The following is a 24,587-nucleotide window of genomic DNA, read 5'->3' as shown; positions in this document are numbered from 1 at the left end:
GCATGCCCGAACGCCCCGTGCCTACGACAGCTGACCGTCGTAGTCCGGCAGCTTGTAGGTCCTCTCGGCGTGGCCGCCCGACAGGTCGGTGGCGCTGTTGCCGATGTTGGCGATGATCGTGTAGCCCTTCGACTCGATGTCGACGCGCTGTGCCGTCTTGTACTCGGCCACGTTCCGGAACAGGTCGAAGAAGCCGCGGACGTAGAGCCCGGCGGACTCGTAGCCGGCGTGGTCGAGGTTGAAGGCGGTGGGGGCGTGGATGATGCCCGGCCGGGCGGTCACGAAGAACACCGCGACACCGCGCTCCTGGGCGTACTCGGCGACCTCCAGGACCGGCTTGTTGGCCGGCTGGGGGAAGCTGAACCCGAAGTCGGTCTCCAGCGCGGTGTTGTCGATGTCGAGGACGATCGCCTGCTTCTCGCCCGGCCGCGGGGCCGCGATGCGCTGCTTCAGCTGGGGCAGGGCCTGGTCCATGACCGCCCGGCAGTCCCGCTGCCAGGTCGCGTGGTCGACGGCCGCGGCGGCTGCTGTGACTGCCGCGGCCGTCGTGGTGGCGGTCGCCGAGGCGGCGGCCGTCGTCGTGGTGGTGGTCGCGGGGGTGCCGGAGGTGGTCGAGGCCTGGGCGGGGACGGCCAGGGCCATCAGGGCCGCGGCGGACACGGCGGTCACCGATGCACGGCGCAGCCAGGGGCGTCGGCTTCTCATGGGGTGGGGGGTCCTCTCACGCTCATAACGCTGCCAACATGACGTGTGCATGTTCGTCTGCGAGGGTGACGCGAGGTGAACCGTAGGGTTACCGGGCGGTAGGCGGCTAGAGGCGCACGCCACATTTGTGGAACGTCCGGCCCGGGTTCTCGGTGACATGCTGCACAGGCGTTTTGTCCGTTACTAGGCGAAATAGTGTAAAAAGGCCCTGAGGTAAAGCGGACATTCGGCTTAAAGGCCTGATCGATCAGCCTCAAATGGGGCTTTCGCCCTGACTGTCGGTTGTGTCAAGAGACGTGCATCTCACGACAGAAGTACGAACTTCTGTCGTAGATGACCCCCTTTGTGCCTTTCTGGGTGAGCGGGTTACCAAGGAATGGCCACTGCGGCGCGGACCTGTTCGCCGGGTGGTTTTCCTCTGCCCCCTCCCCCATGAGGTCTTCGATGTTCCAGCGCGTCACGTCCCGTTCCTTCCTCGCGTCCCACCTCCGCACCCGTGCTGCCGTGCTGGCCGCCGGTGTCGGGGTCTCGGCCGTCGCGGGAGTCGGGATCGCGGCCGCCGCCAACGACACGGCCGCCCCCACCGCCACCACCGCCACCAGCACCACCACCGTGCAGGACCAGGCGGCCGCCCAGGCCGAGGCCACGCAGACCAAGGCGGCCGCGGCGGAGAAGGCGGCCGCGGCGGAGAAGGCGGCCGAGGCGAAGAAGGCGGCCGAGGCGAAGAAGGCCGCTCAGCCCGCCAAGAAGGCCGCTTCCTGGGTCAGCCCGGTGAAGAGCTACACGCCTTCCGCGAGCTTCGCCCAGGCCGGCGGCATGTGGCAGTCCTCCCACAGCGGTCAGGACTACGCCGTGCCGAACGGCACCGAGGTCGTGGCCACGCACGGCGGCACGGTCGTGAAGGCGGGCGGCAACGGCGCCGGCGACGGTCCGGCGTACGGCAACGCCGTCGTCGTCAACCACGGCGACGGCACGTACTCCCAGTACGCCCACCTCTCCCAGGTGAACGTGCAGCCCGGCCAGGTCGTCAAGACCGGCCAGAAGATCGCCCTGTCCGGCAACACGGGCAACTCCAGCGGTCCCCACCTGCACTTCGAGATCCGGACCAGCCCGAACTACGGCTCCGCCATCGACCCGGTGAAGTTCCTGAGCGGCAAGGGCGTCAAGCTCTGAGGACCCGCCCCGAGAGCCGGCCCTGGGTACCCAGCGTCGTGTACCCAGCGCTGCGAACTCCCCGAGGGGCCCTGAGGGGCCTGAGCGACCGGATCGAAGGACGGCGATCCGGCCCCGGCACCGCGATGAGCGAACCGGCCTGACCGTCCGTGCATGTCTCCCAAGCCCTCCGTCGGGTTCTCCCGGCCGGAGGGCTTTCGGCCCCCGCGCGCCCGCCGCGGCGGTTCCTCACCGGGGCAGCACCGGGTAGCTCCCCGTGTCCGTCGGCGCGTGTTCCGGCAGCCACAGCACGGCGAGCGCGCCCTCGGCCGGCGCGTCCTGCGGAGCTCCGGCCGGCCGTACGTTGCGGAAGGTGAGCCGCGCCCCCAGCACCCGGGCCTGCCCGGCGGCGATGGTCAGGCCCAGGCCGTGACCGCGGCCGGCCCGGTCCGCGCTGCCGGTGCGGAACCGGCTCGGCCCCTCGGCGAGCAGGTCCGCGGGAAAGCCGGGCCCGTGGTCGCGGACCCGGACGACCCGCCCCTCGACGGAGACCTCGATGGGTGGCCTGCCGTGCCGGGCGGCGTTGGCGAGGAGGTTGAAGAGCACCCGCTCCAGCCGCCGCGGGTCAGTGGTGACCTCCGACTCGTGCACCACGCGCACCGTGACGTCCGGGTCCTTCGCCGCGATCCGCCGGGTGACGAACTGGGCCAGCAGGATGTCCTGCAGTTCGGCCCGCTCGGAGGCGCCGTCCAGCCGGGCCACCTCCAGGACGTCCTCGACCAGGGTGCGCATGGCCTTCGCCCGGTCCAGCACCAGTTCGGTCGGCCGGCCCGGCGGCAGCAGTTCGGCGGCGGTCAGCAGGCCGGTCACCGGGGTGCGCAGTTCGTGCGCGATGTCGGCGGTGACCCGGCGCTCGGCCTCCAGCCGCTGCCGCAGCGCGTCCGCCATGGCGTCCACCGCACTGGCCAGGTCGTCGGTCTCGTCCAGGACGACCCCGCCGATGGCCTCGCGCACCCGGACGTCCGTCTCGCCCTTGGCGACCCGGTGGGCGGCGCTCGCCGCGTTGCGCAGCCGACGGGACAGGTGGCCGCCGATCAGCACCCCGAGCGCGCTGCCGCCCAGGACGACCGCGATGGAGCCGATCACCAGGGCCTGGTCGAGGTCCTTCAGGATGTTCGAGCTGCGGTCGGTGAAGCCCGAGTGCAGGGACATGACATGCCCGTTCTTCAGCGGTACGGCCGCCCAGATGTCCGGCGTCCCGCCCGGCCGGTCGGCCACGTACGTCGCGCGCCGGCCCGCCTCGACCCTGGCCCGCAGCTCGGCCGGCAACTCGGGGTCGTCGATCCTGGTGTTGGGGAAGTTCAGCCGCCCGGACAGCTCGTAGTTGCGCTGGGCGATCATGATGCGTTCGTCGGCGAGATCGCGCGCGTTGTCCAGCATCGACACCCGGGCCGCGTTGTGCACGACCAGGCTCAGGGCGACCGCCACCAGCGCGCCGACCAGGGCGATGGCGGCACTGAGCTTCCACCGCAGACCGGTCCGGATGCCCGCCCGGTCGAGAACCGCTCGCACCGGGCGCCGGAAGTACCCCCGCATACCCGTGATCAGGCCTTCAGTTTGTAGCCGAAGCCGCGGACCGTCTCGAGGCGGTCCTGGCCGATCTTCCCGCGCAGCCGCTGCACATGGACGTCGACGACCCGGGTGTCGCCGCCCCACCCGTACTCCCACACGCGTTCGAGCAGTCTGTCGCGGGAGAGCACGGTGCCCGGCGCCGACGAGAACTCCAGCAGCAGCCGCATCTCGGTCGGTGTCAGCGACACGGGCTCCCCGGCCCGCCGCACCTCCATGCCCACGGTGTCGATCTCCAGCTCACCGAAGGTCAGCAGGCTCCCACCGTCCGTGGAGGCCGGATCCTGCCGGCCGCCGTTCGCCCGGTCGAAGCGGCGCAGCACCGCACGGATGCGGGCGACCAGGACGGCACCGTCGAACGGCTTGGTCACGTAGTCGTCGGCGCCCGCCTCCAGGCCCAGGACGACGTCGATGGGGTCCGCGCGCGCCGACAGCATGATCACCGGAACCATCGACTCGTCGCGGATGCTCCGGCACAGACTGACGCCGTCCAGGCCGGGGACCATGACGTCCAGCAGCGCGATGTCGGGCCGGTCCGCCCGGAACGCCTCCAGACCGGACAGCCCGTCAGGCATTGCGGTGACCGTGAAGCCGTCCCGCTCCAGGGCGAGTTGGGTGGCCTCACGGATGACGTCGTCGTCCTCGACGAACAGCACGTGGGTCTGGTCTGCCATACCGGTGCTCCTCAGCTGTCGGGCGCCGGCGTCGGCTCCGTGCCCGCCACCTTGCCGTAGTCGTTGTGGGTGCGGAACTTCTCGGCGAACCGGCCCGCCGTCCAGCGGTAGGTGATGACGTTCTCGCCGGAGGGGCTCGACACCGGGTCGCCCCGCTCGTACACCTGCATGGTCACCACCAGGTCCCCGCGGTCGATCTCCGCGTACACGGGCGGTTCCTCGGTCCTGAACACGTTCACGTACGCGCCGCCTCGGTCGCGGTACACGTACGAGCCGACGCCCACCGCGTCGCCGCAGGTCAGCACGTTGACGACGACGTCGTCCGCGGTCCCCCCGGTGAGGTTCCCGTAGCTCACGTCGACGGGGTACTCGTCGGCCACGCACGGCTTCAGCTCCCGCTTGACCGCCGCCGAGACCGTCGGGTCGCCCTTGACCAGCCGCACCGCGTCCACGCGGGCGCCGGCCGTGACCGGCATGCGCGAGGCCGCGTAGGACGGAGCGGAGGACCGGGCGTCGGCCGCCGACTCCGCGTGCGCGGGCCCCTCGTCCCGTGTGCCGGTGCCGCCCGTACCGCAGGCGGTGGCGACCAGGCCGAGGGCGGCGAGCACGGACGTCACCGTGGTCGCCGCCCGGGCGGTTCTCCGGGCCCGCTCGGGCCCCGCGCCGGTCAGGCCGCGCAACGCTCCCGCTCCTCGTGCTCCAGCGCGCGTGCGTTCAGTTCGCGGGCCTCCAGCTCCTCGCGGAGCCGGGCGAGCGCCCGGTGCAGCGTGCTCTTGACCGTTCCCGTCGACATGCCGAGGGCGGCGGCCGTCTCCTCCGTGGACATCTGCTCCCAGTGTCGCAGCACCACCACACCGCGCTGTTTCGGGGCGAGCACCTTCAGCACGTCCATCAGGAGCGCGCGGTCGGCGTGCTGCTCGGTGGCGTCGTCCACGCGGGCGTCCGGGAGTTGCTCGGTCGGCACCTCCTCCAGCTTGCGGGCGCGCCACCACTCGGTCCGCGTGTTGATCATGACGCGGCGCAGGTAGGCGTCGGCCAGCCGCTTGTCGGCGATGCCGTCCCAGCGGCCGTAGGTCCGGACCAGCGCGGTCTGCAGCAGGTCCTGCGCCTCGACGGGGTCCGGCACCAGACGGCGGGCGCTGCGCAGCAGCGCGTCCTGCCGGGTGCGGACGTACTCCTCGAACCCGAGCACCTCGCCCTGCGCCATGGTGATCCGCCCTTCCGTTCCCCGCGCCGGCCCGCCCGTGCGTTCCGGTCCCCACCGCTGTGATCCGTGGTCGTCGTGTCCCTGACTGGAGGGCACGGACACGAAGTTACGGAGGTGTTGTCACGGCACTGTGCGGGGAAGCCTGCGGTCGGCCGTCGGCTGGCCGTCGGTTGTGTAACGGAAGTGGGAACGCGGTGGAACAGTGGGACGGTTGGGGGGACTGTGGGGCGATATGGCCGCACCGGGGTGCCGGCGGGCACCCGTACGCGGGGGAGCGGGCGGCCCGCCGGCGCGTCAGGTCAGCGGCAGCCGGTACAGCCCGCCGGCCAGGGGCTCGACCAGGCCGTCGGCGACGAGGCTGTCCAGCGCACGCGCGCGCTGCACCGGTTCGTGCCACACCCGGTCCAGGGCCCCCTGCGGGACAGGACCGTGTGCCTCCCGCAGCACGGCCAGCAGCCGCCCGCGGACCTGCCGGTCCGTGCCCGCGTACGTCTGGCCCCGGCGTGGCGGTCCCTGGTGCACCGGCTTGCCCGCGACCCGCCAGGCGCACTGCGCGGCGATCGGACAGCGGTGGCACGCCTCGTTCTTCGCCGTGCACACCAGCGCCCCCAGCTCCATGGAGGCGGCGGCCCACCGCGCGGCGGTCGCCTCGTCCTCGGGCAGCAGCGCGCGGGCGAGCCGGCGCTCGGCGGCGGTGGTGGCGTTCGGCGGGTACTGCACACCGGTGACCGCGCGGGCGAACACCCGGCGCACATTGGTGTCCAGCACCGCGTGCCGCTGCCCGTACGCGAACGACGCCACGGCGGCCGCCGTGTACTCGCCGATGCCGGGCAGCGCCAGGAGCTGCGCGTGGTCGGCGGGCACGTCGCCGCCGTGCCGTTCCGTTATGGCGGCGGCGGCGCCGTGCAGCCGCAGTGCGCGGCGCGGATAACCGAGCCGACCCCAGGCGCGGACGGCCTCACCGGGCGCCTCGGCGGCGAGGTCGGCGGGGCGCGGCCAGCGGGCCAGCCACTGTTCGTAGACGGGCAGGACCCGGTTCACCGGGGTCTGTTGGAGCATGAACTCGCTGACCATCACCCCCCACGCGCCGGCCTCCGGGCGCCGCCACGGCAGATCCCGGGCGTGCTCGTCGAACCAGTCGATGACGGGGGAGTGCAGCGGCTCTCCGGGAGCACGCTGGGGCGCTGTGTCGTCGGCGGAGGTGTCGGCGGTCTCAGTGGGCTCAGTGGTCTCGGCGGTGCCGCTGTGCGGGGGCTTGGTGGGAGCAGTCATGGCACCTCGATCCTGCCACGACCACCCACGGGAACGGGCACTCCGCCACCCCGTCAAGCGGGCGACAGGGCTCTGGCCAGAGGTGCAAGGGCCGCGATCGCGAACGCGCGGGCGCCGGAGTGCCGCGTCGGCGGTGCCGCTCGCCGCCCAGGAAGCCCACGGTCACGGATCGTGCACAGGATGCAGAAATGATCACACTGTGCGATCATCGCGTGCCGCGCCTGGGGAGAGGCGGGGTAGAGGGCGGTTTCCGGGATGATGATCCGGAAAAGTTGTGGCTCTCGGCGGCGGGTGGGGCCAGCGACGGCTCGGATCTCTCGTACAGTTTGCGCCGTGGGATCTCTGCGCAATCCGGTCGGGCCGCTTCCCTCCTCCATCTATTGGCGTAGGAGGGCAGTACTGCTGTCCCTGCTGGGGGTGTTGGCGTTGCTCGTCACCTGGATCGTCGTCTCCGGCGACGGGGGTGACGGCGGACACGCCAACGGGGCCAACGGCAAGGATCCCGCGCCGTCCACCATCGCTCCGGGACCGTCGAGTTCGGGACCGGCGATCAGTCAGGCGCCGGGCGGACGCGACGAGTCCGGCGGTGAGGGCTCGGGCGGCTCCTCGTCCGGGACCGGTGCGGAGGACGACGGGGCGAACGGCGACCCCGGTGACTCCGGCGGCGGCTCGGGCGGCGGTGCCGGTGGCGAGGACGGCAGCGACGACGGTGGCGACGCCGGCGGCGGCGGTGCCGACGGATCCGAAGGCGGTGCCTCGGCGGGGGTCGGTGCGGGAGACGCGCTGCCGGCCGGTTCCGGACTGCCCGACTGCACCCCGAGCGCGGTGAAGTTCAGTCTGCGCAGTGTCCGCAACGCCTACGAGCCCGACGAGACGCCCACCTTCCGGCTGACCGCGCGGAACATCTCCGGCAGCGACTGCAAGGTCGATCTCGGACCGGAGAGCGCCGTGTTGACGATCACTCAGGCGGACGGCGACGACGCGTACTGGGCGTCGGACGACTGTCCCAAGGGCCCGGGGAGCCTCGTCTTCCGGGTGCCCGCCGGTGACAGCATCACGTACGGCGTGAAGTGGGACCGCAAGCCGAGCGCCGCGCAGTGCGCGACGCCGCCGGCGGGGTCGGCCAAGGCCGGTACGTATCTGGTGGAGGCGAAGGCGCCGGGGTTCGCGAAGGTGCAGACGTCCTTCGTGCTGGAGAGCGCCTGAGGTCCACCCGGACCGGACGGGGCCGGACCGGGTCGGGCGAACCGCTAGACGTACCGCTCCAGGATCGAGCTCTCCGCCAGCCTCGACAGGCCCTCCCGGACGCTGCGGGCACGGGCCTCGCCGACGCCGTCCACCGTCTGGAGGTCGTCCACGCTGGCGGCGAGCAGCTTCTGCAGGCCGCCGAAGTGCTCCACCAGACGGTCGATGATCGCGCCGGGCAGCCTCGGCACCTTGGCCAGCAGCCGGAAGCCGCGCGGGGAGACCGCCGAGTCCAGCGTCTCGGGGGATCCGGTGTAACCCAGGGCGCGGGCCACCGTCGACAGTTCCAGGAGCTCGGCCTGGGGGAGCGCGTTCAGCTCGTGCAGGGCCTGGTCGACGGTGCGGGAGCGCTTGGCGGTGGGCTCGGGGACGTAGTCCCGCACGACCAGCTCGCGCTCCGGTTCCACTCCCGCGATCAACTCGTCGAGCTGGAGGGCGAGGAGGCGGCCGTCGGTGCCCAGTTCGACCACGTATTCGGTGATCTCGGTGGCGATGCGGCGCACCATCTCCAGCCGCTGCGCGACCGCCGAGACGTCCCGCACGGTCACCAGGTCCTCGATCTCCAGCGCCGACAGGGTGCCGGCGACCTCGTCGAGGCGGAGCTTGTAGCGCTCCAGCGTCGCGAGCGCCTGGTTGGCGCGGGACAGGATCGCCGCCGAGTCCTCCAGGACCCGGCGGTGGCCGTCGACGTACAGCGCGATCAGGCGCATCGACTGGGAGACCGAGACGACCGGGAAGCCGACCTGCTTGGAGACGCGGTCGGCGGTGCGGTGCCTGGTGCCGGTCTCCTCGGTCGGGATCGTCGGGTCCGGCACCAGCTGGACGCCGGCCCGAAGGATCTTCGACAGGTCGGACGACAGGACGATGCCGCCGTCCAGTTTGCACAGCTCGCGCAGCCGGGTCGCGGTGAACTCGACATCCAGGACGAAGCCGCCACTGCACAGCGTCTCGACGGTCTTGTCGGAACCGAGCACGATGAGGCCACCGGTGTTGCCCCGGAGTACACGCTCCAGGCCGTCACGGAGGGCGGTGCCGGGTGCCACGGCACTCAGCGAGGCGCGCATCTGGCGATCGGAGCCGACGCTCCCGCCGGACTTTCCGGGAGCTGCTGCCCGGTCGTTGGCTGCCACTGCACTCCTCCGGTCGCGATGTCTGGGGCGCCCCCGTTCAGGGTCTCCCGTTCGGGCCGTGCCGGGCTCGCGGGGTCGGGTGCGCGCAGCTGCGGCGCTGTCGTCGGTCGCCGTGGCTCCGCCATGACTCCCTCCTCCGCCTTGCAGCTGCGCGCACCCGACCCCGCTCCCTGTCCGGCCTGATCCAAACGGGAGACCCTAACGCACTCGGTTCGTACGGACGGGCGAGACCAGGGCAAAGTCTACCGGCGGTCCTCCTCGTCCCGTGGGGCCTCTCGGCGACGGGAGCGCGGAAGGACGCGCAGAGCATCCCCTATGTCCGCGACTTCCAGAACCTTCATTCCCGCCGGGATTTTGCCCGGATCGCCCGGCACGAGCGCGTGCGTGAAGCCCAGCCGGTGCGCCTCGGCGAGTCTGCGCTGCACGCCCGTGACCCGCCGCACCTCGCCCGCGAGGCCGACCTCGCCGATCGCGACCAGGTTCTCGGGCAGCGGGGTGTCGCTCGCCGCCGATGCCAGGGCGAGCGCGACGGCCAGATCCGCCGCCGGCTCGGAGAGCTTCACCCCGCCGACCGTCGCGGAGTAGATGTCGCGCTTGCCCAAGGCGCTGATGCGGCCGCGCTGTTCGAGGACCGCGAGCATCATCGAGACGCGCGAGGTCTCCAGTCCGGACGTGGTGCGGCGGGGGGAGGGGATCTGCGAGTCGACCGTGAGCGCCTGCACCTCGGCGACCAGGGGGCGGCGGCCCTCCAGCGTCACGGTCAGACAGGTGCCCGGGACCGGCTCCGCACGGCGGGTGAGGAACAGCCCGCTGGGGTCGGCGAGGCCCGTGATGCCCTCGTCGTGCAGCTCGAAGCAGCCGACCTCGTCGGTCGTGCCGTAGCGGTTCTTGACGCCCCGGACCAGGCGCAGGCGCGCGTGCCGGTCTCCCTCGAAGTGCAGGACCACGTCCACCAGGTGCTCCAGCAGCCGCGGGCCCGCGATCGCGCCGTCCTTGGTGACGTGGCCCACCAGGAGGGTGGACATCCCGCGCTCCTTGGAGGCCCGGATCAGCGCGCCGGCCACCTCACGGACCTGGGCCATGCCGCCCGGCGCCCCGTCGATCTCCGGGGAGGCGACCGTCTGCACCGAGTCGAGGATCAGCAGGGACGGCTTCACCGCGTCCAGGTGGCCGAGCACGGCGGACAGGTCCGTCTCGGCGGCGAGGTACAGGTGGTCGTCGATGGCGTGGATCCGGTCGGCCCGCAGCCGGACCTGGCTCGCCGACTCCTCGCCCGTCACGTAGAGCGTGCGGTGCTCGTCGCTCGCCGACTTGGCCGCGACGTCCAGCAGGAGCGTGGACTTGCCGACGCCCGGCTCGCCCGCGACGAGGACGACGGCGCCCGGGACCAGCCCGCCGCCGAGCACCCGGTCCAGTTCGGGGACGCCGGTGGAGCGGGCCGTGGCCTGGCGGCCGTCGACCTGGCCGATGGGCAGGGCGGAGGTGGTGACCCGCCCCGGGGCCGTCGTACGGACCGCGGGCACGCCGTACTCCTCGACCGTCCCCCAGGCATGGCACTCGGGGCAGCGGCCGAGCCACTTGGCCGTCTGCCAGCCGCACTCGGTGCAGCGGTAGGACGGTCGGTCCTTGGTGGTCTTGGTACGGGCAGCCATGTCGAAACCGTAGCTCCCGCCACTGACAACGAGGACCGGAGCCCGCCGCACGGGAGCCGCGCCGACCGTGAGGCGAAAGGTTCCTGTCCCCGATTGAGGGATCGTTTCACCCGTATGGATTAAAACTGCGCAGGGCTCCGGAAGGGGCCACCCCCGGCCGCCTACGGTCGCCGAATGATGAGCAGTGGCCCGGAGATCCCGACCCGCATGACCGGCGCACACCGGGCGCACCGGGAGGTGCGTGACCGGGGGGCCGCCCGCACGCTGGCGCACCGGCCGCCGGTGTGCCGCGAACCGTACCTGGACGGCCTGTTCACCTACTGCCTGTCCGTGCTGTGCGACCACGACGCGGCGACCGCCGCCCTGGCCGAGGTCCTCACGCTCGCGGAGCGCCGCGGTCGGCAGGTGCCGGACGCGGCCGGGGACCGCAGGGCCTGGCTGTACGCGCTGGCCCGCTGGGCGTGTCTGCGCAAGCTGACCGAGGCCCGGCAGAAACGGCAGGTCACCCATGCGGCGGGCCGCGGCGGCCGGAGACGGCCGGCCCGGACCGCCACCGCCCCGGCCGCCTCCGAGGAGGTCCAGGAGCAGCGGCGCGGTGAACTGGCCCTGCTGGCCTGGCCGGAGGCGGCGGGCACCACACCGGAGCAGCGCGAGGCGCTCGAACTCGCCGTCCGCCACCACCTCGGTGCCCACGAGGTCGCGGCCGTGCTCGGCATGGAACCCGTCGCCGCCCGCGACCTGCTCGCCTCCGCCGCCTGCGAGGTCGAGCGCACCCGCGCGGCGCTCGCCGTCGTCGAGGCCGGTGCCTGCCGGGGCGTGGCGCACCTCACCGGCGACAACCGGCTCGTGCTCAGCAGCACGCTGCGCCGCGAACTCGTCCGGCACGTCGACGACTGCCCGCGCTGCCGCCGTACCGCCGAGCACGCCGTCCCCGGCCGCTGGCCCGGCACCAGCGTCACCCCCGACGAATTGCCCGTCCTGGCGGTTCCCGACGCCGCCCTGCGCGCGGCGATGGCGCGGCACTCACGCGCGCGTGGTGCCGCGCCCCGCTTCGACCGGCGCGGCTTTCCGATGGATCCCAAGGACCGGATCGCGCGAAGAGAGCGGCTGCGCGCGCGTGCCGTCACGACGACCGTCGTCGCCACCGTCGTCGCGGCCCCCGTGCTCGCGCTGTGGGCCGCCTACCGGGGCACCCCCGTAGGCGAGGCGGGGGACGGCCGCTCCGCCTCCGCGCGGGAGGTCGACACGCCCGTCGACCTCGACGGCGAGGGAGCGGGCGGCTACGAGAACGCCGGCAACGCCAGCACCCGGCCGGGCGGCCCTTTCGGGAAGGACGGCAAGGACGGCAAGGACGGTGCGGCCGACGTGTCCGTGGAGGTCGTCGGTGTCACCGGGGCCGGCCACAGGGGCGCCGCCGCGCTGGGCGTCACGGCCGGTCACAGCGGCGACACCACGCTGATCACGCTGACCGCCAGGGGCTCCGTCCCGGTCCGCTGGTCCGCGTCGACGGGTGTGCCCTGGCTGTATCTGAGCCGGTCGTCGGGGACGCTCCGACCGGGCCGGTCATTGACGATCAAGGTCTACGTCGACCAGTTGCGCGAGCCGTCCGGCCGCTGGAGCGCGTGGGTGGCGGTCTCACCCGTCGGCGCCGTGGTGACCATCGAGGGGTACGGCCCGGCCCCCGGCCCCTCCGTTCCCGGCGGCTCGCACCCCGGTCGTCCCGGAAGCCCGGGGACCGCGCACCCCGGCTCCCCGAGCGTCCCTCCCTCGAGCTCCGGCGAGCCGGGAGGACCGCCGTCGTCCCGGGCCCCGGATCCGACGCCGACGTCACCGGCCCCCTCGGAGCCCGACCCGAGCGAGCCTCCCCCGTCGTCCGGCCCGGAGCCCACCGATCCGGCACCGAGCGACCCGACCTCGACGGACCCGTCTTCCACCGTCCCCGCGGACTCGACGTCACCGTCCGCCGACGACGGCGGCGACGCGAGCCCGCCCGAGTCCTGACGCGTGCATCGCGCTGTGTGCTGTGTGCTGTGTGCGCCGTGTGTTCCGCGGGCTCCGTGCCGCGTGCCCGGAGCCCGACGCCCGGGGAGACGAGGCGAGGATCAGGCGGGATCCGCCGGATGCGGTGCCACCAGGGGCAACTGCGAGGCCAGCCGTTCCTCGCACAGCTCGGCCAGCCGGTCGTAGCCGGCCTTGCCCATCAGCTCGGTCAGCTCCGCACGGTAGGAGACGTACACCGGATCGCCCGCGCCGTGCGCCGAGGTCGCCGACGTGCACCACCAGTGCAGGTCGTGGCCGCCCGGCCCCCAGCCGCGGCGGTCGTACTCGCCGATGGAGACCTGCAGCACGCGCGTGTCGTCGGGCCGGTCGATCCAGTCGTAGGTCCGCCGGATCGGGAGCTGCCAGCACACGTCCGGCTTGGTCTCCAGCGGTTCGCGGCCCTCCTTCAGGGCGAGGATGTGCAGCGAGCAGCCCATGCCACCGGCGAAGCCCGGCCGGTTCTGGAAGATGCACGACCCCTGGAACGGCCGGGTCTGGCGGTCGCCGTCCTCGTCCTCGGAGACCCAGCCGTTCCGGGTGCCCTCGGCGTGGTGCTGCCAGATGTCCGGAGTGAGCCGTGCCACATGCCCCGCGACCCGCTTCTCGTCGTCCTCGTCCGAGAAATGCGCGCCCAGGGTGCAGCACCCGTCGTCCGCGCGGCCCGCCTGGATGCCCTGGCAGCCGCTGCCGAAAACGCAGTTCCAGCGAGAGGTCAGCCATGTCAGGTCGCAGCGGAACACCTGCTCGTCGTCCGCCGGATCGGGGAACTCCACCCACGCCCGCGCGAAGTCGAGGCCCTTCTCGTCGTTCGGCGGAACATCCGACGGCACCTGCGGAGGACCTACGACCTTTTTGGCCTTCTTGGTCTTCGTGTCCGTCTTCGTAGCCTTCTCGGTTTTCGCCTTGTTCGTCTTTGGCACCCGTCCAGGGTAAGTCGCCCATCTCACTGTCCGGCGCCGGCTCGAGTTCCGTGGAGCGGGGTTCACGCCGCCCGGCGGGCAGTAGCGTGCCGTACATGAGACTCGGTGTCCTCGACGTGGGTTCGAACACGGTGCACCTGCTGGTGGTGGACGCGCACCCCGGGGCGTGCCCGCTGCCCGCCCACTCCCACAAGGCGGAGCTGCGCCTCGCCCAGCTGCTGGACGCCGACGGAGCGATCGGTTCCGACGGGACGGACATGCTGATCTCGGTCCTCCAGGGAGCGCTCCGGGCCGCCGAGGACAAAGGTGTCGAGGAACTGCTGCCGTTCGCGACGTCGGCGGTGCGTGACGCCCGCAACGCCGACGACGTCCTCGCGCGCGTGCGGGAGGAGACCGGCGTCAAGCTCCAGGCCCTCACCGGCGCGGAGGAGGCCCGGCTCACCTTCCTCGCCGCCCGTCGCTGGTTCGGCTGGTCGGCGGGAAAGCTGCTGGTCATCGACATCGGCGGCGGCTCCCTGGAGGTCGCCTTCGGCATCGACGAGGAGCCCGACGCCGCGGTGTCGCTGCCGTTGGGCGCCGGCCGTCTCACCCTCGCCCGGCTGCCCGGCGACCCGCCGGCACCGGACGACGTCCGTGCGCTGCGCCGGCACGTCCGCGCGGAGATCGCCCGCACGGTCGGCGAGTTCAGCCGCCTCGGCCCGCCCGACCGCGTGGTGGCCACCTCCAAGACCTTCAAGCAGCTCGCCCGCATCGCGGGCGCCGCCCGCTCCACCGAGGGCCTGTACGTCCCGCGTGAGCTCAAGCGCCAGTCCCTGGAGGGCTGGGTGTCGCGGCTGTCCGGCATGACCACCGTCGAGCGTGCCGGGCTTCCCGGCGTCTCCGAGGGGCGCGCGGGCCAGCTGGTGGCCGGGGCCCTGGTGGCGGAGGCCGCGATGGACCTGTTCGACGTGGAGTGCCTGGAGATCTGCCCCTGGGCCCTGCGCGAGGGCGTCATCCTGCGCCGCCTGGACCACATGGGCCCCGCGTAGCGACGTCCGCGCGGCGGGTGAGTGCGGGGCGGCCGTGTTCGGTCAGGTCGGTCACACGGCGGGCGCCCGGACCGGAGGCCGGGGGCACCGGACAAGCGCCCCGTGCCCTGCGGACACGCCGTTCCGGCGAGGGCGGACGACCCCGGCCGAAGCACGTCGCTCGCGTCCGCCCGTCGAACACACCCCGTACGCTGTCCCTCGTGGCAGAACCAGCGGTGCGCATCCCGGATGCGAAGGTCGCCCTGTCGACGGCCTCCGTCTACCCGGAGTCGACGGCGACGGCCTTCGAGATCGCCGCACGCCTCGGATACGACGGCGTCGAGGTCATGGTGTGGACCGACCCGGTCAGCCAGGACATCGAGGCACTGCGCAGACTCAGCGACTACCACCGGGTCCCCGTCCTCGCCGTGCACGCCCCCTGCCTGCTCATCACGCAGCGCGTGTGGTCCACCGACCCCTGGACCAAGCTCCAGCGGGCCCGTTCCGCCGCCGAGCGGCTCGGGGCCACCACGGTCGTCGTCCATCCGCCCTTCCGCTGGCAGCGCCACTACGCCCGCGACTTCGTCGACGGGATCTGGCGGATGGCGAACGAGACGGATGTGCGGTTCGCTGTGGAGAACATGTACCCCTGGCGCTACCGCGACCGCGAGATGCTCGCCTACGCCCCCGACTGGGACGTCACCAAGGACGACTACCGCCACTTCACGATCGATCTCAGCCACGCCTCGACCGCCCGCACCGACGCCCTGGGGATGCTCGACCGCATGGGCGACCGCCTCGGTCACGTCCACCTCGCCGACGGCCGGGGTTCGGCCAAGGACGAGCACCTCGTGCCCGGCCGCGGCGACCAGCCGTGCGCCGAGGTGCTGGAGCGCCTCGCGGCCGACGGCTTCGACGGCCATGTCGTCATCGAGGTCAACACCCGCCGCGCCATGTCCGGCGCGGAGCGCGAGGCCGACCTGGCGGAGGCGCTCGCGTTCACCCGCCTGCACCTGGCGTCCGGGTCCACAGGGGCCACAGGGCCCACAGGGCCCACAGGATCTTCGGCGCTCTGGGTGCCGCGGCGATGACCGACGTCGGCGTGCCCGGCGGCCCGGACGCGTCCCCCGGCGGCCACGGAACCGCCCGGCGCCGCGGCCGTCCCCCGCGTACGGAGTCGGCCGGCACCCGCGACCGCATCCTGGACGCCGCCCGCGAGGAGTTCTCCGAACGCGGGTACGAGAAGACCTCCGTGCGGGGGATCGCCAAGTCGGCCGGCGTCGACTCCGCACTGGTCCACCACTACTTCGGCACCAAGGAACAGGTCTTCGAAGCGGCCGTCGAGGTCGCCTTCGCCCCCGCGCTCGAGGGCCGGGACGCCGTCCTCGACGCTCCCGTCGAGGAGGTCGGCGAGCGGATGACCCGGATGATCCTCGATCTGTGGGAGAACCCGGTGACCCGGACCCCGCTGCTCGCGATCGTCCGGTCCGCCGTCAACAACGAGGCCGCGGCCGGCGTCTTCCGCCGCCTGGTCGCCGGCCAGCTGCTGCGCCGGATCGCGGGGCGGCTCGACCTGCCGGACGCGGAGCTGCGCGCCGAGCTCGCCGCCGCCCAGCTGGTCGGGATCGCGATGATCCGGTACGTGATCAAGGTGGAGCCGCTGGCCTCGGCGGACCCCGAGCAGATCGTCAGGCGGGTGGCGCCGGTGGTGCAGGGACATCTGACCGGCCGGTGACCGGCCCCGGAGCACCCGCGGCCCACCGCTCCCGCGCCGAGACACGTATCTCGCAATCCGGACACCCTGTCCCGCCCCCTGGATGACCGGCGTACGCTCGACCGGAGTCAGAACTCTCTGACCCCGGCACCCTGAGAAGGTCTGAAGGAGCGAGCGACGATGCCCGAGCTGAGGTCCCGCACAGTCACCCACGGCCGCAACATGGCGGGCGCACGCGCCCTGATGCGGGCCTCCGGTGTGCCGGGCGCGGACATCGGCCGCAAGCCGATCATCGCCGTCGCCAACAGCTTCACGGAGTTCGTCCCCGGCCACACCCACCTCGCGCCGGTGGGCAGGATCGTCAGCGAGGCGGTCGTCGAGGCCGGCGGCATCCCGCGCGAGTTCAACACGATCGCCGTCGACGACGGCATCGCGATGGGTCACGGCGGCATGCTGTACTCGCTGCCCTCCCGCGACCTGATCGCGGACAGCGTGGAGTACATGGTCGAGGCGCACCGCGCGGACGCCCTGATCTGCATCTCCAACTGCGACAAGATCACCCCGGGCATGCTCAACGCCGCCCTGCGGCTGAACATCCCGACGGTCTTCGTCTCCGGCGGCCCGATGGAGGCCGGCCGGGCCACCCTGGTCGACGGCACGGTCCGCACGCTGGACCTGATCGACGCGATGGTGGACGCCGCCAACGACGAGATCTCCGACGCCGACGTCCTGCGCATCGAGGAGAACGCCTGCCCGACCTGCGGCAGCTGTTCCGGCATGTTCACCGCCAACTCGATGAACTGCCTCACCGAGGCCATCGGCCTGTCCCTCCCCGGCAACGGCTCGGTCCTCGCCACCCACACGGCCCGCAAGGCGCTCTACCAGAACGCCGCCCGCACGGTCATGGACATCACCCGCCGCTACTACGAGCAGGACGACGAGACGGTCCTGCCGCGCGGCATCGCCACCGTCGCGGCCTTCGAGAACGCGATGGCGCTGGACATCGCCATGGGCGGCTCGACCAACACGATCCTGCACCTGCTGGCCGCCGCCCAGGAGGCGGAGGTCCCGTTCGGCCTGACCGAGATCGACGCCCTCTCGCGCCGCGTGCCCTGCCTGGCGAAGGTGGCGCCCAACGTCGCCAAGGACCGCACGTACTACATGGAGGACGTGCACCGCGCGGGCGGCATCCCCGCCCTGCTCGGCGAACTGCACCGTGCGGGCATGCTGAACGAGGACGTGCACTCGGTCCACAGCCCGTCCCTGGCCGACTGGCTGAAGACCTGGGACATCCGCGGCGGCTCCCCGTCCCCGGAGGCGGTGGAGCTGTGGCACGCGGCACCCGGCTGCGTCCGCTCCGCCGAGGCGTTCTCCCAGTCCGAGCGCTGGGACGCCCTCGACGAGGACGCCGAGGGCGGCTGCATCCGCTCCGCCGAGCACGCCTACTCCAAGGACGGCGGCCTGGCCGTGCTGCGCGGCAACCTCGCCGTCGACGGCTGCGTGGTCAAGACGGCCGGCGTCGACGAGTCCATCTGGACCTTCGAGGGCCCGGCGGTCGTCTGCGAGTCGCAGGACGAGGCCGTCGAGAAGATCCTCACCAAGCAGGTCAAGGAGGGTGACGTCGTCGTCATCCGCTACGAGGGTCCCAAGGGCGGTCCCGGCATGCAGGAGATGCTCTACCCGACGTCGTACCTGAAGAGCCGCGGTCTCGGAAAGGCCTGCGCCCTGATCACCGACGGCCGGTTCTCCGGCGGCACCTCCGGCCTCTCCATCGGCCACGCCTCCCCGGAGGCGGCGTCGGGCGGCACCATCGCCCTGGTCGAGGAGGGCGACCGCATCCGCATCGACATCCCGAACCGCTCGATCGAGCTCCTGGTGGACGACGCCGAGCTGGCCCGCCGCGAGCGGGAACTGAACGGCACGTACGCGCCGAAGAACCGCGACCGCAAGGTCTCGGCGGCTCTGAAGGCGTACGCGGCCATGGCCACGAGCGCCGACAAGGGCGCGGTGCGGGACATCTCGAAGCTCGTCTGACACCGGCCCGACACCACCACCACGCGCGTGGCCCCCTCGTCCGGGGGCCACGCGCGTGGTGCTCTACCAGTCCGCCGGGTCCCGGCCGTCCACGGCGAAGACCGTGCCGTCGGGGGCGGCGGCGTAGACGTGGCCGTCGGCGAGCACCGGCTCGGGCAGCACGGCGACGACCCGGTCGGAAGCGGCCGCCATCCGGGGCTCCGTCTGCCCGACGAGGCGCCCCACCCGCGCGTCCACGGCGAGCAGCCGCCCGTCGGGTGCCGCGAGGAAGACATGTCGCGCGTCGGCCACCGGCGCGGAAGTACGGGCCACACCGGTTTCCAGGCTCCACCGCTGCCGCAGCGCGCCCATGTCGACGGCCACGACCCGGCCGCCGGCCCCCGTCAGATGGGCGACCTCCCCGTGCACGGTGCCCTGAACCTGCGGCAGCGGGACGGACAGTGCCACCCGTCGTACCTCCCGGCTGTCCGGCGTGTAGCGGACCAGGGCCTTCGCCTCGCCGTAGACCGGGTCCGAGGAGGTGAGGACGACCGACCCGCCCGTGGTGCCGACCGGCTGCAGCATCCCCGTCAGCCGCGCGTCCCACCGCACCTCACCCGTCCGCGGGTCGACGGCCGTGACCCGTGTGCTCGAACCGTCGCCGGAGGTGCTCGTGGCGTACGCCAGCGGATCTCCCGTGAACGAGTCGAAGAGCGGGACGTCGTGTCCCGGTATCCGCCCGGTCCACCTCGTGTCGCCCGAGGCGCTGTCCACGCCGGTGACCGTGCCGTCGGCACCGGTGAGCACAAGCGTGTCACCGGCGACGGCCAGGCCGCCGTGCTCGGCGGCGTCCTGCCGCCACACCGGTTTCCCCGAGGCCGGGTCGAGCGCCGCCGGTCCGTTGCCCTGGCTCGGCGCGGACTGTACGAGACCGCCCGACACGACCGGCGGGCCGCCCGGCGCCGACGGCGCGAGGGTGTGCCGCCACAGCGTGCCGCCGTCGTCGGGATCGAGGGCGAACACCTGCCCCGGCAGGGCGCAGAACAGCCGGCCGGCTCCGTACGAGCACTGCGGGGTGCCCGGCTTCCCCGACGGCGCCGCCTCCCAGGCCTGGAACGCGGCCGCCGTGGTCCGCACGCCGGTGGTCCGTCTCTCCGGGGCTTCGTCACCGAGCAGTTGGACGGAGAACAGCGTGCCGAAGACGGCGAGGGCGAGCGCCCCGCCCCCGAGCAACGCCCGCTTGCTCAGCGGAGGCCGAACGGAGCGCCGGGCCGCCTGCCGGGCGGGGGGCTCCTCGGCGTCCGTCCCGGGGCCGGTGTCGGGCCCGTGCTCGGGTTCCTCGGGTTCCGGTTCCGCCTGGTGGCCGGGTACGGCGCCCGCCGAGGCCGTCGGCTCCGTCCGCTGCGCCGGTATGAAGGCCTCGGCCAGGAACGCCCGGGTGTCGTACGAGGCCGCGACGGACCGCAACTCCCGCATCAGCTCGTCCGGGGAGGGCCGGTCCTCGGGCTCCTTGGCCAGGCAGCGCAGCACCAGCGGGGCGAGTTCCTCCGGCACTCCGGTCAGGTCGGGCTCGTCGTGCACGACCTGGTAGGCGACGACGTACGGGCTGTCGGAGTCGAACGGCCCGCGCCCGGTGGCCGCGTGCACCAGGAGCGAACCGAGCGCGAAGACGTCGGCGGAGGGCCCCACTTCACGAGGGCGTCGGAACTGCTCGGGTGCCATGAAGGGCGGGGTGCCGATCAACTTGCCCGTCTCGGTCCGCAGTTCGCTGTCCTTCGGCCGAGAGATGCCGAAATCGATGACCTTCGGACCGTCCTCGGCGAGCAGTACGTTGCTGGGCTTCAGGTCGCGGTGCACCACTCCGACGCGGTGGATGTCCCGCAGGCCCTCCGCGAGTCCGGCCATCAGCCTGCGCAACTGGGGCGAGGGCATCGGGCCGTTCCGCTTCACATGCTCGGCGAGGGTCGGCCCGGGGATGAACAGCGTTGCCATCCAGGGCCGTTCGTCCTCCGGGTCGGCGTCGACGACCGGTGCGGTGAAGGCGCCGCTCACCCGCCGGGCCGCCGCCACCTCCTGCCGGAAACGTCCTCTGAACTCACGGTCCCGGGCCAACTCGGCGTGCACGACCTTCACCGCGAGCTTCAGCCCGGACGTGCTCCGGGCCAGATGCACCACGCCCATTCCGCCGGAGCCGAGGCGCGACTCGAGACGGTAGTGACCGGCGTACTCGGGAAGTTCCGCTTCCGCGCCCGCTCCGACGTTCCGCTGTGGCGCCATGGGACCACCCCCGTGCTGTTCGTCCGCGCGCGCGACGCACGGAGCCTAGTCGATGATGCGTACGAGACCGAGGAAGCGTGCCCGCGTCCATGTTCAAACGACGCACAGGTGTGCGTGGCGTGATTCCGGGGAATGAACGGGACCCCATGACAGGCATGGGGTGCACAACGGGGGAGGTTTCCATGGCAGTCGACCATGTCGGAGAAGTCGGAGAAGTCGGAGAAGCAGAGGTCACCGTCGGAGTGGAATCGGCCGCGGTGGCGGCCGTGCGCTCCTACCCGGTCGCGCCGGGCCACCGGCTCAACGTCCGCAGCGGTCCGGGCACGAACTACATCATCGTCCGTACGCTGCCGCTGGGCGCGAAGGTGCCGATCTCCTGTCAGCGTCCGGGCACGACCGTCACCGGCCCCTACGGCACGTCGAACATCTGGGACAACATCGGCAACGGCGAGTACGTCTCGGACGCCTACGTGCTGACCGGCAGCGACGGCTACGTGGCCCCGCGCTGCGGCTGACCCGACCCGGGCCCCTCCGTAGTCCGCCGGGGCCCGCTCGTGGTCGGCCCGGAGCCCGCCCGGGGCCCGCGGTGCCACCGGAGCCATAATCGATGCGTGAGCGCAGAGAACGGCACCCCGGACAGCACCGCGGGCTCCCCGGGAGCCCCGGCGGGCCCCCGCCCCGAGCCCATCCGCTTCTTCGGCACGACCTGGGTCGACCGCGACAACGGCTACGCGGCCCGCCGGGTCGGCGTCGCCGCCGGCTCACTCGCCGCCGCGGCCGTCTCCTGCATCGTCCTGCGCATCGCCTACCAGGGCCTTCGGATCGCCGAGGTCGGCAGCTTCGTCGGGATCCTCGCGGTCGGGATGTTCGCGGTCTGCAGCGCCCTCGCGTTCGGGCACACCTGGGAGGCGTTCAAGCGCCGCCCCGACCCCGACCGGCAGCGGTCCCTCCGCGGTCTGCTCAGCATCGGCTTCGTCGGCTCCCTCCTCGCCTACTTCTTCCGTTCCCTCGTCGAGGCCCCCGGTGAGAAGCTCCACCGCGAGGAGTACCGGACGGCCCGCGAACAGTACGAGAGGCGGATCTCCCGCCGCTCCGGCAACCCCGGGAAGCGCCGCCGCCCGTAGGGCCCGTCCCGCAGCCGCCACGGGACCCGCCCCGCTCCTTCCGGCAACCCCTCAGACGCGTCCGACGACCTCGACATGCCAGATGTCAGGCGCCGGCGCGTCCCTTCGGCATGCCCGGACCCGCCGAGCCCGTGCCACCCCCGCCTTCCGCCCGCCGCCGCTTGACGTGTCCCGTCCCCGAGAGGATTATTCATCACATGATGAATTACTCCTCCGGCCCCCCACGCCCGGACGACGACACCCCCGCCGTCCGGGCCCAGGACCTCACCGTCGTCCGAGGCCCCCGCACCGTCCTGCACGGCCTCGACTTCACCGTCCCGCGCGGCCAGGTCACCGGCCTCCTCGGCCCCTCCGGCTGCGGCAAGTCGACCCTGATGCGGGCCATCGTCGGCACCCAGGCCAAGGTCACCGGCGCCCTGGACGTCCTCGGCCTCCCCGCGGGCCACTCCGCCCTGCGCACCCGCATCGGCTACGTCACCCAGGCGCCCTCGGTCTACGACGACCTGTCGGTCCGGCAGAACCTCGACTACTTCGCCGCGATCCTCGACCCGGGCCGAGCGGCCACCGACCGCCGCCACGAGAACGTCACCCGCGCGATCACCGACGTCGACCTCACCAGTCACGCCGACGCCCTCGCCGGAAACCTCTCCGGCGGTCAGCGCAGCCGCGTCTCCCTGGCCGTCGCCCTCCTCGGCACCCCCGAACTGCTGGTCCTCGACGAACCCACGGTCGGCCTCGACCCCGTCCTGCGCCGCGACCTCTGGCAGCTCTTCCACGACATCGCCGCCGAACGGGGCGCGAGCCTGCTGATCTCCTCCCACGTCATGGACGAGGCCGAGCGCTGCCACCGCCTCCTGCTCATGCGCGCGGGCGAGATCCTCGCCGACGACACACCCGACGCCCTCCGCACCCGCACCGGCTCCGAAACCGTCGAGGGCGCCTTCCTGCACCTGGTGGACGCGGCGGTCGCGGCAAGCCGCACGAAGGAGACCTCACGATGAGCACCCCCCGTACGACGACACGCCCCTCCGCCCCGACGAGCGCCCTGAACGCCTCCCGCACCCTCGCCACCGCGGCCCGGGTCCTGCGCCAGCTCCGCCACGACCCGCGCACGATCGCGCTGATGCTGCTCGTCCCCTGCCTGATGCTGCTCCTGCTCCGCTACGTGTTCGACGGCAGCCCGCGCGTCTTCGACAACATCGGCGCCTCGCTCCTCGGGATCTTCCCGCTGATCACGATGTTCCTGGTCACCTCCATCGCCACCCTGCGCGAGCGCACCTCCGGCACCCTCGAACGCCTCCTCGCCATGCCCCTCGGCAAGGGCGACCTGATCGCCGGCTACGCCCTCGCCTTCGGCGCGATCGCGATCGTCCAGTCGGCCCTGGCCACCGGACTGGCGGTCTGGTTCCTGGGGCTCGACGTCGTCGGCAGCCCATGGCTGCTCCTCCTGGTGGCCCTGCTCGACGCCCTCCTCGGCACGGCCCTCGGCCTCTTCGTCTCGGCCTTCGCGGCCTCGGAATTCCAGGCGGTCCAGTTCATGCCGGCAGTGATCTTCCCCCAACTCCTCCTCTGCGGACTCTTCACCGCACGCGCCACCATGCACCCCGTCCTCGAGGGCATCTCCGACGTCCTCCCCATGTCCTACGCCGTGGACGGAATGAACGAGGTCCTCATGCACACCGACATGACCACCGCCTTCGTACGCGACGTCCTGATCGTCACCGGCTGCGCCCTGCTCGTCCTCGCCCTGGGCGCGGCGACCCTGCGCCGCAGGACGGCCTGACACCACGGGCCGCCCACCCGGGCGGCTCACCCGGCCGTCCGCCCACCGGACACCACCCCACCCCCGGACCACCCGAGTGCGAGGATGAACCAGGACGACGCGCACACCTCGGAAGGCACCCCCAGCCATGGCTCAGAAAGTCGCAGTCCTCGGCACCGGCAAGATCGGTGAAGCCCTGCTCAGCGGAATGATCCGCGGCGGCTGGGCCCCCGCCGACCTCCTGGTCACCGCCCGCCGCCAGGAACGGGCCGACGAACTCCGCGCCCGCCACGGAGTCACCCCGGTCACCAACCTCGAAGCCGCCAAGACCGCCGACACCCTGATCCTCACGGTCAAACCGCAGGACATGGCCGCCCTCCTCGTCGAACTCGCCCCGCACGTCCCCGCCGACCGTCTCGTCATCAGCGGCGCCGCCGGCATCCCCACCTCCTTCTACGAGGAACGCCTCGCCGCCGGCACCCCGGTGGTGCGCGTCATGACCAACACCCCCGCCCTGGTCGACGAGGCCATGTCGGTCATCTCCGCCGGCAGCCACGCCACCCCCGAACACGTCGCCCACGCCGAGGAGATCTTCGGTTCCGTCGGCAAGACCCTCCGCGTCCCGGAGTCCCAGCAGGACGCCTGCACCGCCCTCTCCGGCTCCGGCCCGGCGTACTTCTTCTACCTGGTCGAAGCCATGACCGACGCCGGCATCCTGCTCGGCCTGCCCCGGGACAAGGCCCACGACCTGATCGTCCAGTCCGCGATCGGCGCCGCGACCATGCTCCGCGACAGCGGCGAGCACCCCGTGAGGCTCCGCGAGAACGTCACCTCCCCGGCCGGCACCACCATCAACGCCATCCGCGAGCTCGAGAACCACGGCGTACGGGCCGCCCTCATCGCCGCCCTCGAAGCAGCCCGCGACCGCAGCCGCGAACTGGCCTCCGGCACCAAGGACTGAGCATCCATCGTGCGCCGCTCTGCGGGGCACCCAGCGGATCGCGGCCGTCCGGTCCAGTGCGAGGTCCTGCCCGCTGAGCCCGATCGAGGCCGCCATCGCCCCC

At 72.6% G+C, this 24,587-nt stretch carries 22 protein-coding genes; 12 read left to right on the top strand and 10 right to left on the bottom strand.

The window, feature by feature from the left end; all coding sequences use genetic code 11:
• Positions 1–21: 21 nt before the first annotated feature.
• Positions 22–705 carry an HAD family acid phosphatase gene (locus AB0I73_RS26075; protein WP_363041167.1) on the bottom strand — a complete coding sequence of 228 codons (684 nt, stop codon included), beginning with the start codon at positions 703–705 and terminating at the stop codon, positions 22–24.
• 444 nt (positions 706–1,149) lie between these two features.
• Here AB0I73_RS26075 and AB0I73_RS26070 point away from each other — a divergent pair, with 444 nt between their 5' ends.
• Complete coding sequence (locus tag AB0I73_RS26070; RefSeq protein ID WP_363041165.1) at positions 1,150–1,878, top strand: M23 family metallopeptidase; 729 nt, start codon at positions 1,150–1,152, stop codon at positions 1,876–1,878.
• Positions 1,879–2,106: 228 nt separating this feature from the next.
• Here AB0I73_RS26070 and cseC read toward each other — a convergent pair whose 3' ends face one another.
• The 5 genes from cseC to AB0I73_RS26045 all read right to left on the bottom strand — a co-directional run bounded on the left by cseC (position 2,107) and on the right by AB0I73_RS26045 (position 6,639).
• Positions 2,107–3,453 (bottom strand): two-component system sensor histidine kinase CseC, encoded by a 1,347-nt coding sequence (gene cseC, locus AB0I73_RS26065; RefSeq protein WP_363041163.1) that lies wholly within the window; start codon positions 3,451–3,453, stop codon positions 2,107–2,109.
• A gap of 8 nt (positions 3,454–3,461) precedes the next feature.
• Positions 3,462–4,160, bottom strand: a complete 699-nt coding sequence (gene cseB, locus AB0I73_RS26060) for a two-component system response regulator CseB (RefSeq protein WP_363041161.1) — start codon at positions 4,158–4,160, stop codon at positions 3,462–3,464.
• Between the two features lie 11 nt (positions 4,161–4,171).
• On the bottom strand, positions 4,172–4,840 hold the full coding sequence (locus AB0I73_RS26055; protein WP_363041159.1) for a hypothetical protein: 669 nt from the start codon (positions 4,838–4,840) through the stop codon (positions 4,172–4,174).
• Positions 4,828–5,367 (bottom strand): SigE family RNA polymerase sigma factor, encoded by a 540-nt coding sequence (locus AB0I73_RS26050; RefSeq protein WP_363041157.1) that lies wholly within the window; start codon positions 5,365–5,367, stop codon positions 4,828–4,830. The genes AB0I73_RS26055 and AB0I73_RS26050 overlap by 13 nt, the downstream gene beginning before the upstream one ends.
• A 294-nt stretch (positions 5,368–5,661) precedes the next feature.
• Complete coding sequence (locus AB0I73_RS26045; RefSeq protein ID WP_363041155.1) at positions 5,662–6,639, bottom strand: A/G-specific adenine glycosylase; 978 nt, start codon at positions 6,637–6,639, stop codon at positions 5,662–5,664.
• 333 nt (positions 6,640–6,972) lie between these two features.
• On the opposite strand from AB0I73_RS26045, the gene AB0I73_RS26040 reads away from it, so the two are divergent.
• Positions 6,973–7,845 carry a hypothetical protein gene (locus AB0I73_RS26040; RefSeq protein ID WP_363041153.1) on the top strand — a complete coding sequence of 291 codons (873 nt, stop codon included), beginning with the start codon at positions 6,973–6,975 and terminating at the stop codon, positions 7,843–7,845.
• A 44-nt stretch (positions 7,846–7,889) separates the two neighbouring features.
• Here the strand turns inward: AB0I73_RS26040 and disA are convergent, their stop codons facing one another.
• Together disA and radA are read right to left on the bottom strand one after the other, a co-directional pair.
• Positions 7,890–9,014, bottom strand: a complete 1,125-nt coding sequence (gene disA / locus AB0I73_RS26035; protein WP_363041151.1) for a DNA integrity scanning diadenylate cyclase DisA — start codon at positions 9,012–9,014, stop codon at positions 7,890–7,892.
• A gap of 242 nt (positions 9,015–9,256) precedes the next feature.
• Complete coding sequence (gene radA / locus AB0I73_RS26030; RefSeq protein WP_363041149.1) at positions 9,257–10,666, bottom strand: DNA repair protein RadA; 1,410 nt, start codon at positions 10,664–10,666, stop codon at positions 9,257–9,259.
• A gap of 174 nt (positions 10,667–10,840) precedes the next feature.
• Here radA and AB0I73_RS26025 point away from each other — a divergent pair, with 174 nt between their 5' ends.
• Positions 10,841–12,667 (top strand): hypothetical protein, encoded by a 1,827-nt coding sequence (locus AB0I73_RS26025; RefSeq protein WP_363041147.1) that lies wholly within the window; start codon positions 10,841–10,843, stop codon positions 12,665–12,667.
• A 101-nt stretch (positions 12,668–12,768) separates the two neighbouring features.
• Here the strand turns inward: AB0I73_RS26025 and AB0I73_RS26020 are convergent, their stop codons facing one another.
• The gene (locus AB0I73_RS26020; RefSeq protein WP_363041145.1) at positions 12,769–13,626 is read right to left on the bottom strand and encodes a hypothetical protein; all 858 of its coding nucleotides are present in this window, start codon (positions 13,624–13,626) and stop codon (positions 12,769–12,771) included.
• Positions 13,627–13,721: 95 nt separating this feature from the next.
• On the opposite strand from AB0I73_RS26020, the gene AB0I73_RS26015 reads away from it, so the two are divergent.
• From AB0I73_RS26015 to ilvD, 4 genes are all read left to right on the top strand, one after another.
• Entirely contained in the window at positions 13,722–14,654 is a 933-nt protein-coding gene (locus AB0I73_RS26015) for a Ppx/GppA phosphatase family protein (protein ID WP_363041144.1), read from the top strand.
• Positions 14,655–14,854: 200 nt separating this feature from the next.
• On the top strand, positions 14,855–15,724 hold the full coding sequence (locus AB0I73_RS26010) for a sugar phosphate isomerase/epimerase (RefSeq protein ID WP_363041142.1): 870 nt from the start codon (positions 14,855–14,857) through the stop codon (positions 15,722–15,724).
• Positions 15,721–16,368, top strand: coding sequence for a TetR family transcriptional regulator (locus tag AB0I73_RS26005; protein ID WP_363041140.1), 648 nt, complete (start codon positions 15,721–15,723; stop codon positions 16,366–16,368). The genes AB0I73_RS26010 and AB0I73_RS26005 overlap by 4 nt, the downstream gene beginning before the upstream one ends.
• 159 nt (positions 16,369–16,527) lie before the next feature.
• A complete protein-coding gene (ilvD, locus tag AB0I73_RS26000; RefSeq protein ID WP_363041138.1) occupies positions 16,528–18,381 on the top strand; it encodes a dihydroxy-acid dehydratase in 1,854 nt (617 codons plus the stop codon).
• Between the two features lie 63 nt (positions 18,382–18,444).
• Here the strand turns inward: ilvD and AB0I73_RS25995 are convergent, their stop codons facing one another.
• A complete protein-coding gene (locus AB0I73_RS25995; RefSeq protein WP_363041136.1) occupies positions 18,445–20,637 on the bottom strand; it encodes a serine/threonine-protein kinase in 2,193 nt (730 codons plus the stop codon).
• 182 nt (positions 20,638–20,819) lie between these two features.
• Between AB0I73_RS25995 and AB0I73_RS25990 the strand changes: the two genes are divergently transcribed.
• From AB0I73_RS25990 to proC, 5 genes are all read left to right on the top strand, one after another.
• Entirely contained in the window at positions 20,820–21,152 is a 333-nt protein-coding gene (locus AB0I73_RS25990; protein ID WP_363041134.1) for an SH3 domain-containing protein, read from the top strand.
• Between the two features lie 96 nt (positions 21,153–21,248).
• Positions 21,249–21,761 carry an EamA/RhaT family transporter gene (locus tag AB0I73_RS25985; RefSeq protein ID WP_363041132.1) on the top strand — a complete coding sequence of 171 codons (513 nt, stop codon included), beginning with the start codon at positions 21,249–21,251 and terminating at the stop codon, positions 21,759–21,761.
• A gap of 197 nt (positions 21,762–21,958) precedes the next feature.
• Positions 21,959–22,762, top strand: a complete 804-nt coding sequence (locus AB0I73_RS25980) for an ABC transporter ATP-binding protein (protein ID WP_363041130.1) — start codon at positions 21,959–21,961, stop codon at positions 22,760–22,762.
• Positions 22,759–23,544 carry an ABC transporter permease gene (locus AB0I73_RS25975; protein WP_363041128.1) on the top strand — a complete coding sequence of 262 codons (786 nt, stop codon included), beginning with the start codon at positions 22,759–22,761 and terminating at the stop codon, positions 23,542–23,544. Before AB0I73_RS25980 ends, AB0I73_RS25975 begins: the two co-directional genes overlap by 4 nt.
• 127 nt (positions 23,545–23,671) lie before the next feature.
• Positions 23,672–24,484, top strand: coding sequence for a pyrroline-5-carboxylate reductase (gene proC, locus AB0I73_RS25970; protein ID WP_363041126.1), 813 nt, complete (start codon positions 23,672–23,674; stop codon positions 24,482–24,484).
• Positions 24,485–24,587 lie beyond the last annotated feature (103 nt).

Origin of the sequence: Streptomyces sp. NPDC050388 (assembly GCF_040655635.1) — a bacterium.
In the GTDB taxonomy this organism is placed as follows: Bacteria; Actinomycetota; Actinomycetes; order Streptomycetales; family Streptomycetaceae; genus Streptomyces.
The sequence above is the reverse complement of the archived record's forward strand: the minus strand, read 5'-3'. Positions and strand labels throughout refer to the sequence as shown.